Raw genomic sequence first — 13,203 nt, forward strand, 5'->3', positions numbered from 1 at the left:
TGGGTGTCGTGAACGGGATGCGCAAATGCCCGAGGACAGAGTATCGAAGCGCAGGGAACGCACACGGAGCGAAAGCGTTGCCGTTCTTCGCGCACGGCTGTGACGGGGGAGATCTTGGCGACTGAGGACGGCGCGACCGGGGCGTGGACGCCCGACGCCGTCCTGGCGAGGCTGGCCCGCACTCCGGCCGGTCCATGGTGGCGCGGGGTCCTGATCGGCCTGGGGTTCGCCGCCGCCGCCCTGTTCGTCCGCTGGGCGGGACAGGCCTTCTACGGCCAGGTCACCGGCTTCATCATCCTGTTGCCGGCTGTGGTGCTGGCAGGGCTGGCCGGAGGCCGAAAGGCCGGGATCGTCGCCGTCCTGGCCTGCCTGTTTGGCGGCTGGCTGGTCGCAGGCGCGGGAGCCACAGGGGTCGGCGTCGGCAACGCCATGGGCCGCATCGCGACCGTCAACTTCGTCATCGTGGGGCTCTTCCTGGCGATCGTGGCGGCGTCGCTGCGCAAGACACTTCGAAGGCTGGATGAGACCATCGACGCGCTCGGCGGATCCGACGAGGCCCTGCTCCGCAGCGAGAACCGCTTTCGCACGGCCGTTGACGCCGTACGCGGCATCCTTTGGACCAATGCGCCCGAAGGCCGGATGGAGGGTGACCAGCCCGGGTGGGCCGCGCTGACCGGCCAGTCACGGTCGCAATATCAGGGCTATGGCTGGTCCGACGCCGTTCACCCCGACGACGCCCAGCCGACCATCGACGCCTGGAACACGGCTGTGGCCGAGCGGCGAACCTTCGACTTCCAGCACCGGGTGCGTACGGCGTCCGGCGAGTACCGCACCTATGCCATCCGCGCCGTGCCGACGCTGGGCCGGGACGGACGCGTCCTGGAATGGGTGGGGGTCCACACCGACGTCACCGAAGCCAAGGCCGCCGAGGTCGCGCTGCGCGAAAGCGAGGCGCGCTTCCGCCTGATGGCCGACACGGCCCCCTCTCCGGTCTGGCTGACCGACGCGGATGGCAATGTCGAGTTCGTCAACCAGGCGCTGGAGGCCTTTTACGGCAAGCCTGGAGAGACCTTCCTGGGCCAGGTGTGGAAACAGTCGGTCCATCCCGACGATATCGCCCGGGTCAGCGCCATCCAGGCCGAGGCGAGGGAGACGAAATCCCCTTATGGCTTCGAATGCCGGTTCCAGAGGCACGACGGCGTCTGGCGCTGGATGCGCGTGTCGGTGAACCCTCGTTTCGATGGCGAGGGTCGGTTCCTGGGCTATGTCGGACTGTCCTTCGACGTAACCGAAACACGCGCCGCGCTGGACGCGCTTGCCGCCCAGGAGCGTCGCCAGAGGTTCCTGCTGGAGCTCAGCGACGGGGTCCGTGAGCTCGAGGATCCCTCGGCCATCATGGACCATGTCCAGAGCGTGCTGGGCCGGATGCTGGGTGCCTCTCGCGTCGGCTATGGCGAGTTTTCCGAGGACCGCCAGACCATCGAGCTCATGCCCGACTGGACGGAGGGCGTTCCCAGCATCGCCGGCCGTATCCGTGTGCCGGACCTCGGCGAAGGCGTCATGGCCGAGTTGTTCCTGGGTCTGACCGTGGCTGTCGACGATGTCGCGGGCGACGTTCGCAGCGCCAGCGCGGCCAGATCGCTGGCGGCCTCACAGATCCAGTCCTTTGTGGCCGCCCCCCTGTTCCGCGCAGGGGAGATGCGGGCCTTCCTCTATGTGCATTCCGCCCGGCCGCGCGTCTGGTCCGCCGATGACGTGACCCTGATCACGGATGTGGCCGACCGGACGTGGTCCGAGGTCGAACGTGCCCGCGCCGAGGCCGAGCTGCGCGAAAGCGAGGCCCGCTTCCGCGACATCGCCGACACCGCGCCGGTGCTGATCTGGGTCACCGCCCAGGACCGCACCCGCGCCTTCGTCAACCAGGCCTATGTCGACTACAACGGCGGGACCTACGAAGAGGCGCGTCTGGCCAACTGGCGCGACGTCATCCACCCCGACGACCACGAGCGGATCATCACGGAGTCTCTGGCTGGGGAGGCGACCGGCGAGCCCTTCTCGATGGAGGCGCGCTACCGGCGTCATGACGGCACCTATCGCTGGCTGAAATCCTTCTCTCGGCCCAGGCTTGGGGCGGGCGGCCAGTGTCTGGGGTTCGTCGGCGTCGCTTTCGACGTCACCGACATCCGAGAGACCAACCTGAAGCTGGCCACCGCCATGGCCGAGCGCGACGCGATCCTGGGGCAGCTGGCAGAAGGAGTGATCGTCACCGATCCGGCCGGGACGATCATCTTCGTCAACGAGGCGGCGCAACGGCATCACGGCGTGGCGCGTCTGGATGTGACCCCCGACGACTACGCCGAAGCCTATCAGCTCTTCACCGAGGACGGACGGCCCTATCCGTCCGCGGAGTTGCCATTGGCCCGGGCTGTGCGGGACGGTGAGACGATCACCGACGCCCGCTGGCGCATTCGCCGGCCCGACGGCAGCGAAGTCATCGCCGTCGGCAACGCGCGTCCGGTCCATGCCGGGGACGGCAGCCGGATCGGGGCGGTTCTGACGCTGCGCGACGACACCGCCCGGGTCGAGGCCGAGCAGCGGCTGGCGGAATCCGAAGCCCGCTTCCGCACTGTGGCCGACAGCGCGCCCGTGCCCATCTGGATGGGCGACGAGACAGGGCAGGTCGTCTTCGCGAACCTGGCCTATCAATCCTTTTTCCGGGTCCTTGACCGGCCCCTGGCGGGCGGCTGGACCGGCATGATGTCGGCGCACGACCACGCCGCCTTCGAGGCCGACTATCGCCAGGCCTTCGACCGGCGCGAGCCCTATGACGGCATGGTCCGCGTGACCCATCCCGAGATGGGCGAACGCTGGCTGCGCTGTCAGGGCGTGCCCCGGTTCGACGCGGCCGGGAAGTTCCAGGGCTATATCGGCGTCAACCTCGACATCACCGACGCCAAGCGCGCCGAGCAGGACCTGAAGCGCATCAACGAACTTCTGGAAGAGCGCGTCGGCGAGGCTCTGGCGGAAAAGGCCAAGGCGGAAGCCGATCTCATGCACGCCCAGAGGATGGAGGCCGTGGGGCGGCTGACGGGCGGGGTGGCGCACGACTTCAACAACCTCCTTACCGTCGTCATCGGGGCACTGGACATGATCCTGCGCTCACCGGACGACGCCATGCGACGTCAGAAGATGGGCGAGGCGGCGCTGGCGGCGGCCCGGCGTGGCGAGCGGCTGACGCACCAGCTTCTGGCCTTCTCACGGCGGCAGACCCTGCGGCCCGAGCCGGTCGATCTGAACGCCCTGGTGCGCCAGAGCGACCCCCTGCTGCGCCGCGCGGTCGGCGAGGCGGTTGAGTATCATCTCAAGCTGAAGCGCGGCGGGGCCCGCGTGGTGGTCGACCCCGGCCAGTTCGAGGCGGCTCTGTTGAACCTCATCGTCAATGCGCGGGATGCCATCGCGGACAACGAACCGGACCGGCCCGCCTCCATCCGGGTCGAGACGCGACGCTGCCCGGTCGCCGAGGGCGATGTGCCCGAGCTCGCCGCCGGCGACTATGTCTGCGTCAGCGTGTCGGACACCGGCGCGGGCATGGACGAGGAGACGCGGCGGTGCGTCTTCGAACCCTTCTTCACAACGAAAGCTGTCGGCAAGGGCACGGGGCTGGGCCTCAGCCAGGTCTATGGCTTCGCCCGCCAAAGCGGCGGCGGGGTGCGACTGACCTCCGCGCCGGGTGAAGGCACGACGGTTGAGATCTTCCTGCCGCCGGGCACAGAGGCTGAAACCCTCGTCGAGCCTGCCCGCGTCGACGGGGATGCCGTCACGGGACGACTTCTGCTGGTCGAAGACGACCCGGCGGTGGCAGCCATCGCGCTGGATCTGCTGACCGCCCACGGGCTGGAAGTCGAAACGGCGGAGAACGGTCCCGAGGCTCTCAGGCGCCTTGAGGTTCAGGGCTTCGACATCATGATGACCGATGTGGTCATGCCCGGCGGCATATCGGGAGTGGACCTCGCCCGGCGCGCGGCCGAGCTCTATCCGGCGATGCGCATTCTTCTGGCCTCTGGCTATGCGGGCGACGATGTGGACGCGGACCTGGCGGGGGCGGCCTGGCCCCTGCTGCGCAAGCCCTATTCGCGCGACGAACTGTTCGCCGCCCTGGCCCAGGCGCGGACTGCCGAGCCCACCTAGACCGGCTCGATCACCCGCACCTCGGGCCAGCGGGCGACCGCGCTGCCGACCGCGCGGTCCCAGCCCCGCGCGCGCGGCCGGTTCGGATTGGGACGGATCACCCGGTCGAAGACATCCTGCAGCCCGAACGGTGCCGCCACCGAAACCCGATCGTCCGCCTCCAGACGGATGCCGACCGCGAACGCCGGGGCGACGAAGCGGCCCAACGCCTCGTCGGTGCAGATCAGAGGCTCATAGTCCTCGCCGAAACGGTGCTTGAACCACAGGTGCACGCGGGCCTGATTGCGAACCTCGACCTGGCTCCGGAACGGTTCCTCGAACGCGGCGGCCGCACGCCGGATGATCACATCCTCAGCGTCCCATGAGGTGTCGAGATCGAAATAGCCGAGGTCGTAATCCTTGCGCCCATACCCCACCGGGTGATCGCCCAGCGCGTTCCAGACCGTCTGGTAGACCGCTCCGGAAAAGATGCGCCAGTCCGGCAGGGCCAGCGACCGCGCGACGGTCAGGACATGCATCAGGTCGGCGTCGGCGCGGATGATCTCGACCAGCCGGGTTTCCAGCGCACCGCTCATCACCGGTCCCGCAACGGCCAGCCGTGATCCAGCGGACCGTGCCCGCCGCCCAATCCCGGCGCGCGGCGAATGGCCTCCGAGACATAGGCCCACGCCTCGGCGACCGCTGTCTCGGTGGACCATCCTTGCGCCAGTCCGGCGGCGACCGCGCTGGCCAGAGTGCAGCCCGTGCCGTGAGTCGAGGTCGTGTCGATGCGCGGCCCCTCCAGCAGGGTCTCTCCGGTCGGAGTCAGCAGCAGGTCGATCACCGTCGGCCCCTCGACATGGCCGCCCTTCATCAAGACAGACCGCGCGCCCATCCTCAGCAGCGCCTCGCCCGCCCGGCGCTGACCGTCCAGATCGGCGACAGTGAGCCCGGTCAGGGCCTCCGCCTCCGGCGCATTAGGCGTCAGGACCGCGGCGCGCGGGATCATCAGCGACTTCACCGCCTCGACAGCGTCGGCGTCCAGCAGGGCCGCCCCGCCCTTGGCCACCATGACGGGATCGACCACCGCAGGGGTCTCGGCCGTGTCCAGGATGGCCGCGACCCGCTGGACCACGGCGACCGAACCGAGCATGCCGGTCTTGATCGTGTCGGCTCCGATGTCGTCCAGTACCGCCCGCGCCTGCGCCTCGATCAGATCTAGGGGAAGGGCGTGGACGCCGTGGACGCCGAGTGTGTTCTGGACCGTGATCGCGGTGATGGCGGTGGCGGCGTACCCGCCCATGGCCGTCACCGCCTTGATGTCGGCCTGGACGCCAGCGCCGCCGCCGGAGTCCGAGCCCGCGATGATCAGGACGCGGCCGAGAGCGGAGGTCGAACGGGAAGCCATGCGGCTCCATGCGGCGTCTCGCGACCGCCCGCAAGTCCGCGTAGCCTTTCGGCCGACGCCGGCGAAGGGCCGGGCGGGGAGTGTCGACAGCGGATGATCTGGAACCTGAGCCTTGCGGGCCTCGCGGCGCTCAGCGCCTTCGTCATGGGCTATGCGCTCAATCAGGGCACGACTTGCGCTGTTCTGGCGGTCCGCCAGGTGCTGGAGGACCGGAGGCCGACGATGCTTCTGGGATTGGGCTTGGCAGCGGCCACGGCGGGGCTGGTCTGGCTGCCCCTGTCGTGGGCCGGATTGGTCGCCCTGACTCCGGACCGCGCCGTGGGCGGAGGGCTGATCGCCGGTGCTGTCCTGCTCGGCGCCGGGGCGGTGCTGAACCGCGCCTGCCTGCTGGGCAGCATCTCGCGCATCGGAGACGGTCGGTTCAGCTACCTGGGTCTGCCTGCGGGCCTGTTCGCCGGGTTCGTTCTCGCGGACGCCCTTGGAGCTCAGGCGTCTGCCAGCCGAACTAACCTGCTGGGACATCCATCCGAGATCTCGGCTCTCATCCTGATCGGCTTCGGCGTCGCGGTCTGGCTGGGCTGGGCGATCCTGCGAAGCCTGGGCGATCGCACGGGGGACGATCGCTGGTCGGGTCGGGTCGCCATGACCGTGCTGGGGGTCGCCGGAGCCTTGCTCTTCGCCGCCGCCCCGGGCTGGACCTTGGCGGACGCCATCCGGCTGGCCGCGCCGCAGGGGGCCATGCCTCTGATGTCGGCCACCTCGCTTGGCCTTCTCATGTTCGCTCTTCTATGCGCAGGTGCGGTGGCATCGGGCCTCAGGCGGCGATCCTTCGCGCCGAGACCACCGCGTCCGGTGCCTTTCGTTCGTTCGCTTGCCGGAGGGGTGGTCATGGCCCTGGGCGCGAGCATGATCCCGGGTGGTAACGACAGCCTGTTGCTTTCCGCCCTGCCGTCGGCCACGCTCGGCGGAGTGACGGCCTACGGCGTCATGACGGCCACGATCATCGCCCTTCTGTGGGCCGGCGGGGCCATCCGCGCAGCCAGAACCATCCCGGCATAACTTTGCCATCTCGCCCAGGATCCCGTTGCGGCGGCCGCAACGTCACGCTTGTATGGTCAGCCGCCAGAACGCGGCGTCCCGCGTGAGCCCTCATGCCCGAGCCAGCAGAGACGAAGCGAAAGATCACCCTGCTGTGGGTGGTCGAGAGCTTGAGCACCGCGTCGGGCATCGCCTTTCTGGCCAGCGCCATAGCCCACGCCACGGCCTTCCACATGACCTGGGGGCTGAACTATTTCGCGGTGGCGTCTCCGACCGACGTGGTGATGGGGGCCTTCAACCCCCTGCTCATGGTGCTGGGCCCGGCGTTGGCCATCCTGATGATCGCGGTCGTGGCCACGGTGATCATGAACGTCGTGCGGCAAGGGCCTCGGGCGGCATTTGACGGCATTTTCCAGAGGACGGTCGGACTGTTCACGCCGCTGCGGCTGCTGGGGCTGAGTCTCGTTGCGCTCGCGGCCGTGGTCGCATTTTCGGATGTCTTCGTGCCCCGTCCAGGTCGTCCGCCCAGCTGGCTCTATACAGGGCTCGCCGCTGACGCCCCGGAATGTCCGGGCGCGCCCGTGCAGTGGCTCGGCAGTCAGTCGGCCATCCTCGACTGCGGAGGCTCGGTCCGCATTGAGCGCCGCGACGCCTTGAAGCTGCGCGTTTCGGCCGGCTGATCCTCAGGCCGCCGACACTGCCGCCTGGACCTTCAGCGCCTGAACCGTCTCGCGCACGTCGTGCACCCGGACGATGGCCGCGCCTCGCCGCGCCCCTTCCAGAGCCAGGGCAATGGAGCCGCCCAGCCGGTCGGTCGCCTCGGCGGCCGAGGGGTCGATGTTACGGATCATGCGCTTGCGGCTCGCGCCCAGCAGGACCGGAAACCCGAGGGCGGCGAAGCGGTCCAACGCGGCGATCAGGGCCAGGTTGTGCTCCACTGTCTTGCCGAAGCCGATGCCGGGATCGAGCGTGATCTTCTCTCGCGCCACGCCCGCCGCCATCGCCGTGTCGGCGCGGGCCGACAGGTGCCCTAGCACCTCGCCCACCACGTCGTCGTAGCGGGGCTCGACCTGCATGGTCTGCGGCTCGCCCAGCATGTGCATCAGCACGACCTCGCACCCCAGTTCCGCGGCGACCGCCGGGCCATCGGGGGAGAAGCCAAGCGCCGTCACATCGTTCCAGATCGTGGCCCCGGCGGCGATCGCCGCGCGCGCCACCTCGGGCTTCATGGTGTCGATGCTGATCGGCCCGTGCCAGCGGGCGTGGACGGCCTCGATGACCGGCACGACGCGGGCGATCTCGTCCTCGGCCGACACCGGCTCGGCGCCCGGCCGGGTGCTTTCGCCGCCGATGTCCAGGATGTTAGCACCGTCGCCGATCAGCTTCATGGCGTGCGCCAGCCCGGCCTCGGCGCTGTCGAACCGTCCGCCGTCCGAGAAGCTGTCGGGCGTCACATTGACGATGCCCATGACGCGCGGTCGAACGCTCACCCCTTGTCTCCGATCAGGCGTCCCAGCGCCTCCAGATAGGCGGCGAACGCGGACCGGCCCTCGCCCGTCAGGGTGATGCGGGTCAAGGGCTTGTTGTCCTTGAAGCTCTTGTCGATTGCGACGTAGCCGGCCTCCTCCAGCTTCTTCAGGTGGACCGAGAGGTTGCCCTGGGTCGCCTCCAGCACGGTCTTCAGCTCGGTGAAGTCGGCGGTCTCCACGTCGGCCAGATAGACCATGATCCCCAGCCGCATGCGGCCGTGGATGACCTCGTCGATCCTGCCGAGATCGGCCAGCCCCATGGATCAGGCGCCGACCTGTCGGGACTTCAGGGCGTCGCGCACCATGATGGCCCCCGGCCCGGCGAACAGGACGAAAAGAGCGACGGTGCACAGCGCCAGATAGGCCACGGGCTCGCGCACCAGCACGCCCAACCCCACCGCCGTCAGCCAGCCGCCGATGGACGTCGCCAGCATCCACGACGTCTTCTTCAGGTGCCAGGCGACGTACCAGGCCGCAGCCTGCAGCGCGAAGATCATCGCCGGGTAATAGAGCCAGACGGCGAAGTCCTGATCCCGCGCCGAGCCGACGCCAAAGACGATGATGATGGCGAGGTTCGCCATGCCCGCCCCGCTGAAGGCGGCGTTTAGCGTCCGGGTCACCAGCGGCGCGGACGGCCCGGCCTTCTTGTCCTCGCGCACCGCCCAGGCGAGCACGATCAGAAAGGCGATCGTGATGGAGGCGACGAAGATCAGATTGGCCAGATCCGGCCAGGCGATCACGCCGACCGCCTGGCCGACATGGAACAGGCACTGCAGGCCGTACAGCAGCCCGCCCGCCAGATAGGCGACGCCCATGGTCAGGGTCGAACGGCCGGTCGTTCGGCCCTCGACGATGGAGCGCATGAAGGCCAGATCGGCCTCGGCGGCGGTGCGGGGGGTCTGGGTCATGGGGCGCGACTCGGGCTGGGGCGACCGGCCCGTCCGGGGTGGACGAGCCGGCCGCGCTTGGCAAGCTATTCGGCGGGGACGGGCGAAGGGGTCGCGGGCCGGGATCGCCACGGGACGCGGCGACCGTTCAGCCATTTGCCGAGCAGGGTGTGGCGAACCGCCAGCTCATAGGTCGCCAGCGACAGCGTCAGCACACCCATGGTCACGCCCACCAGCTTCACCCACCACGGCCCCGCCCAGTCCTGCACCCACACCTGGGCCAGCATGACCAGCGGCAGATGGACGATGTAGACCCAGTAGGAGGCGTCGGCGAGGTACCGCCGGATCGCGCTGCGGCCCGAGAGGAAGCGCAGGCACAGACCCATGGCCGCCAGCGCCGAGGCATAAACCGCGACGGCGGTCGTCCAGGCCGCGACAGCCTTGTCGAGCGTCGGCTCGGCCATCGGCTCAAGGCTCGGGCCGCCTGCCAGATACCATCCGGCGACGCCCGTTCCGACCGCCATCGCCAGCAGCAGCGGCGACCAGTAGGTGATCCGGCCCAGCAGATCGCGGCGGCGGTCCAGCAGGAAGCCCAGCCCGAAGGCGAGGCCGAAGCCGGTCAGGGCGGCGGCATTGGGGACGATCCCCTCGTCCGGCGTCGGCACGGCGAAGAAGGCGACCCAGGTTGGATCGAGCCAGAGGGCGAACGCCAGCGGCGCGGCCAGAACCACGGGGGTCCACGGCCCGACCAGGATTCCGGTCAGCCGATCGACGATCCGGCCCCAGGCTCCGTCCCGATCCAGCACGGCGAACGGCGCGCGCAGGATCAGGGTGGCGGCGTAGAAGATCACCAGCACCCATAGGAACCACAGATGCGTCAGGGGAAAGTTGGTCCAGTCATAGGTCGGCGAGGGCGGCGGCGGCGCGCCCGGCGTCACCCAGCCCTGCACATGGGCGTTCCACACCAGCGCCGTGATGATCCCCGCCATGACCGGCGTCCAGAAGGCCGCCAGCGGGCCCGCGATGCGGCTGGCCCGGTCGCGCGCGAACCCCCACCAGCCTTTGCGCGCCAGCATCATGTGGGCGAAGAGACCCGCGATCAGGAAGAAGGCCGTCATGCGGAACAGGTGGATGGCGTAGAAGATCGCCGCCGCCCCGATCGACCGGCTCTCGTCATGGACGATCCAGGTCTGCTGCGGAAAGAAGGCCAGGCTGGCGTGGAGCAGAATCCCCAGCAGCAGCGCTCCGCCTCGAAGGGCGTCCAGCCCGTGCAACCGGTCGCTCGTCTCTGCTGTCGTCGATGTCTCCATCGCCGTCTTCGAATTCGTCGCTGACATCGTCGTCGAAGTCCTCATGCCCCTCGGATGAGGCGGGATACTGTAGACTTGTCTATAATGCAAACTAGTCTGATAGAGAAAAGCCCGCGCGGCGAACCGGGCGGGCCTTTCCGTATCGTCAGTGGACCGTGCGGTGCTCTTCCGAGGCGACGACGGTGACGCCTTCCGTCACCGGGGTGACCGGCACCGACACCGAGGGGCCGGCGTTGGGGAAGTTATTCTCGTCGCGATTCGGGGCGGTGCCCTTCTCGAGCAGGTCCCTGATCTCCTCGCCCGACAAGGTCTCGTATTCGAGGAGCGCCTGGGCCAGTTTCTCGAGGTCGTCGGCCTTTTCCGTCAGGATACGACGCGCCTCGTCCCAGCCCGAGGTGACCAGCCGCTTGACCTCGGCGTCGATGATCCGGGCCGTCTCCTCGGAGATGTTCTGGGTCCGCGCGACCGAGTGGCCCAGGAAGACCTCTTCCTGGTTCTCGCCATAGGCCACGGTGCCCAGCACGTCGGAGAAGCCCCACTGGGTCACCATCCGCTTGGCCAGTTTCGTCGCCTGCTGGATGTCGGAGCTGGCCCCCGAGGTGATGTTCTCCTTGCCGAAGATCAGCTCCTCGGCCACGCGGCCGCCCGCCATGATGGCGATGCGGTCGACCATCTGCTGGTACTTCATGGAATAGCGGTCGCCTTCCGGCAGCTGCATCACCATGCCGAGCGCCTGTCCGCGCGGGACGATGGTCGCCTTGTGCACCGGATCGGCCATCTTGACGTTCATCGCCACGATGGCGTGTCCGCCCTCGTGATAGGCCGTCAAGCGCTTTTCTTCCTCGTTCATGGCCATGGAGCGCCGCTCCGAGCCCATCATGACCTTGTCCTTGGCGTCCTCGAAGTCGCGGTGCGTGACCATGCGCCGGTCCTTGCGCGCCGCCATCAGGGCCGCCTCATTGACCAGATTGGCGAGGTCGGCGCCCGAGAATCCGGGGGTGCCGCGCGCGATGGTCTTGACGTTGACGTCAGCAGCCAGGGGCACGTCCTTCATGTGAACGCGCAGGATGCGTTCGCGGCCCGAGACATCAGGGTTGGGCACCACGACCTGACGGTCGAAGCGGCCGGGACGCAGCAGCGCCGGGTCCAGAACGTCGGGGCGGTTCGTCGCCGCGATCAGGATGATGTTCTCCGACGCCTCGAAGCCGTCCATCTCGACCAGCAGCTGGTTCAGCGTCTGCTCGCGCTCGTCGTTGCCGCCGCCGAGCCCTGCGCCCCTATGACGACCGACCGCGTCGATCTCGTCGATGAAGATGATGCATGGCGCGTTCTTCTTGGCTTGCTCGAACATATCGCGCACGCGGCTGGCACCGACGCCCACGAACATCTCCACGAAGTCCGAACCCGAAATGGAGAAGAAGGGCACGCCGGCCTCGCCCGCCACGGCGCGCGCCAGGAGCGTCTTGCCGGTGCCGGGAGGACCGACCAGCAACGCCCCTTTCGGAATCTTGCCGCCCAGACGCTGGAACTTGCCGGGGTCCTTCAGAAAGTCGACGACCTCCTGAAGCTCTTCCTTGGCCTCGTCGACGCCGGCGACGTCCTCAAAGGTCTTGCGCCCCTTGTGCTCGGTCAGCAGCTTGGCCTTGGACTTCCCAAAGCCCATGGCACCCCGCGCCCCGCCCTGCATCTGGCGCATGAAGAAGATCCAGACGCCGATCAGAAGCGCGATGGGAAGGATGCCGATCAGCAGTCCCTGCCACCAGGCCTGACGGGTGGTCTTGACGTCGACCTGCGCTCCGGCCGCGAGCATGGAGTTGACGAGATCCTCGTTTGGATAAGGCGTGGTGGCGGTGAACCGATTGTCGTTCTGGAACACACCGGTCACCTGATCGCCGCGCACCTGCGCCGACTTGATGTCGCGCGCCTCCACGGCCTCGACCAAGCGGGAATAGGTGATCTCGGCCGGACGCCCCTGCGCCGCCGCGCCTGCGGGTTGCCCCGGCAAGGTGCCGCCGTTCTGGCTGACGGCGGCATAGACCGCCAACAGCCCCAGGATGATCACGCCCCAGATCGCCAGATTGCGAAGGTTCATCGGTTGGAAATCCTCGTCGCCGAGCGGAACGTCGGCCTCAATGTCACTCTGTCAGACTCAAAATAGGTCAGGCGGCGGCGTTTCGCCATGCACAGCGTCAGCGAGGTCCTTTTCCTGCGTCGTTTCGCCCGACACCGTCCACTGGACCAGTTTCAGACGACGCGGCGCCAGCGCCAGGACCCGGGCGCGACGCCATGCAAGAACCGGGCGCGGATCACCGTCCCGGATCAGGACGGGCAGGGCTCCGCGCGCGGCAGCGGGAGATTGGGCGACGATGGAGCGGTCGGCGTCAGACAGGGCGGCGAGGCGCCCCAGCGCCGGAACGACGAACCAGCCGGGTTCGCAGGGCGTGATCTCATAGCGACCGTCCCACACGGCGGCCTGGTCGGGGGCGAGGGGCAGGGGTGCCGAAGGTCGGCGGCGGAACGCGCCGGCTTCGCGCAGGATGAGGATGCGGTCGGCGGTCGCCTCGATGCGGGTGCCGGCGAGGGTGGCGGTGAAGGGCGACCCTGCTTCGATCCGTTCAGCTAGAGCGTAGAGGTGGGCGGTGCGGGGCAGGCGGTCGTGACCGGCTACGCAGAGGAGGGTTGAGGCGAGCGGTTCACCCCCTTCGAACCCCTCTCCCAGCGGGAGAGGGCTCGAGCGCCAGAGAGCCGTCAGGCGATCGGACTTCGCGCGAAAGGGTGAGGGGTTGGAGTGCCAGCCGGTGAGGTTGGATCCCCTCACCCTTTCGGCTTGCGGATCGCTACGCTCTCCGAGCCTCAAGCCCTCT

10 protein-coding genes and 1 pseudogene are annotated in these 13,203 nt (G+C 68.6%); 3 read left to right on the forward strand and 8 right to left on the reverse strand.

Features of this window, described 5'->3' with window-relative positions; genetic code table 11:
* Positions 1–114: 114 nt before the first annotated feature.
* The gene (locus tag IP78_RS04380) at positions 115–4,188 is read left to right on the forward strand and encodes a PAS domain S-box protein (RefSeq protein WP_156320281.1); all 4,074 of its coding nucleotides are present in this window, start codon (positions 115–117) and stop codon (positions 4,186–4,188) included.
* Here the strand turns inward: IP78_RS04380 and IP78_RS04385 are convergent.
* Both IP78_RS04385 and thiD read right to left on the reverse strand, forming a co-directional pair.
* Positions 4,185–4,763 carry a nucleotidyltransferase family protein gene (locus IP78_RS04385; RefSeq protein ID WP_054110496.1) on the reverse strand — a complete coding sequence of 193 codons (579 nt, stop codon included), beginning with the start codon at positions 4,761–4,763 and terminating at the stop codon, positions 4,185–4,187. The genes IP78_RS04380 and IP78_RS04385 overlap by 4 nt on opposite strands.
* Positions 4,763–5,575 carry a bifunctional hydroxymethylpyrimidine kinase/phosphomethylpyrimidine kinase gene (thiD, locus tag IP78_RS04390; protein ID WP_054110497.1) on the reverse strand — a complete coding sequence of 271 codons (813 nt, stop codon included), beginning with the start codon at positions 5,573–5,575 and terminating at the stop codon, positions 4,763–4,765. Before thiD ends, IP78_RS04385 begins: the two co-directional genes overlap by 1 nt.
* Before the next feature lie 93 nt (positions 5,576–5,668).
* Here thiD and IP78_RS04395 point away from each other — a divergent pair, with 93 nt between their 5' ends.
* Positions 5,669–6,634 carry a YeeE/YedE thiosulfate transporter family protein gene (locus IP78_RS04395; RefSeq protein WP_054110498.1) on the forward strand — a complete coding sequence of 322 codons (966 nt, stop codon included), beginning with the start codon at positions 5,669–5,671 and terminating at the stop codon, positions 6,632–6,634.
* A gap of 92 nt (positions 6,635–6,726) precedes the next feature.
* Complete coding sequence (locus IP78_RS04400; RefSeq protein ID WP_054110499.1) at positions 6,727–7,293, forward strand: hypothetical protein; 567 nt, start codon at positions 6,727–6,729, stop codon at positions 7,291–7,293.
* 3 nt (positions 7,294–7,296) lie between these two features.
* Here the strand turns inward: IP78_RS04400 and folP are convergent, their stop codons facing one another.
* From folP to IP78_RS04430, 6 genes and pseudogenes are all read right to left on the reverse strand, one after another.
* Complete coding sequence (gene folP / locus IP78_RS04405) at positions 7,297–8,082, reverse strand: dihydropteroate synthase (protein WP_054110500.1); 786 nt, start codon at positions 8,080–8,082, stop codon at positions 7,297–7,299.
* A gap of 17 nt (positions 8,083–8,099) precedes the next feature.
* The gene (locus tag IP78_RS04410; protein WP_156320282.1) at positions 8,100–8,402 is read right to left on the reverse strand and encodes a transcriptional regulator; all 303 of its coding nucleotides are present in this window, start codon (positions 8,400–8,402) and stop codon (positions 8,100–8,102) included.
* Positions 8,403–8,405: 3 nt separating this feature from the next.
* The gene (locus IP78_RS04415; RefSeq protein WP_054110501.1) at positions 8,406–9,050 is read right to left on the reverse strand and encodes a hypothetical protein; all 645 of its coding nucleotides are present in this window, start codon (positions 9,048–9,050) and stop codon (positions 8,406–8,408) included.
* 65 nt (positions 9,051–9,115) lie between these two features.
* Positions 9,116–10,339, reverse strand: coding sequence for an acyltransferase family protein (locus IP78_RS04420; protein ID WP_054110507.1), 1,224 nt, complete (start codon positions 10,337–10,339; stop codon positions 9,116–9,118).
* Between the two features lie 145 nt (positions 10,340–10,484).
* Complete coding sequence (gene ftsH, locus IP78_RS04425; protein ID WP_054110502.1) at positions 10,485–12,431, reverse strand: ATP-dependent zinc metalloprotease FtsH; 1,947 nt, start codon at positions 12,429–12,431, stop codon at positions 10,485–10,487.
* A 57-nt stretch (positions 12,432–12,488) separates the two neighbouring features.
* Positions 12,489–13,203 (reverse strand): annotated as a pseudogene (locus tag IP78_RS04430) (hypothetical protein); the annotation flags it as partial.

It is taken from the genome of Brevundimonas sp. AAP58 (assembly GCF_001295975.1).
GTDB lineage: Bacteria > Pseudomonadota > Alphaproteobacteria > Caulobacterales > Caulobacteraceae > Brevundimonas.

Coding starts and splice junctions, on each gene's coding strand:
- IP78_RS04420 (WP_054110507.1), bottom strand. CDS start 10,339: ATGGAGACATCGACGACAGCAGAGACGAGCGACCGGTTGCACGGGCTG.
- IP78_RS04415 (WP_054110501.1), bottom strand. CDS start 9,050: ATGACCCAGACCCCCCGCACCGCCGCCGAGGCCGATCTGGCCTTCATG.
- IP78_RS04395 (WP_054110498.1), top strand. CDS start 5,669: ATGATCTGGAACCTGAGCCTTGCGGGCCTCGCGGCGCTCAGCGCCTTC.
- IP78_RS04400 (WP_054110499.1), top strand. CDS start 6,727: ATGCCCGAGCCAGCAGAGACGAAGCGAAAGATCACCCTGCTGTGGGTG.
- thiD (WP_054110497.1), bottom strand. CDS start 5,575: ATGGCTTCCCGTTCGACCTCCGCTCTCGGCCGCGTCCTGATCATCGCG.
- IP78_RS04385 (WP_054110496.1), bottom strand. CDS start 4,763: ATGAGCGGTGCGCTGGAAACCCGGCTGGTCGAGATCATCCGCGCCGAC.
- IP78_RS04410 (WP_156320282.1), bottom strand. CDS start 8,402: ATGGGGCTGGCCGATCTCGGCAGGATCGACGAGGTCATCCACGGCCGC.
- folP (WP_054110500.1), bottom strand. CDS start 8,082: ATGGGCATCGTCAATGTGACGCCCGACAGCTTCTCGGACGGCGGACGG.
- ftsH (WP_054110502.1), bottom strand. CDS start 12,431: ATGAACCTTCGCAATCTGGCGATCTGGGGCGTGATCATCCTGGGGCTG.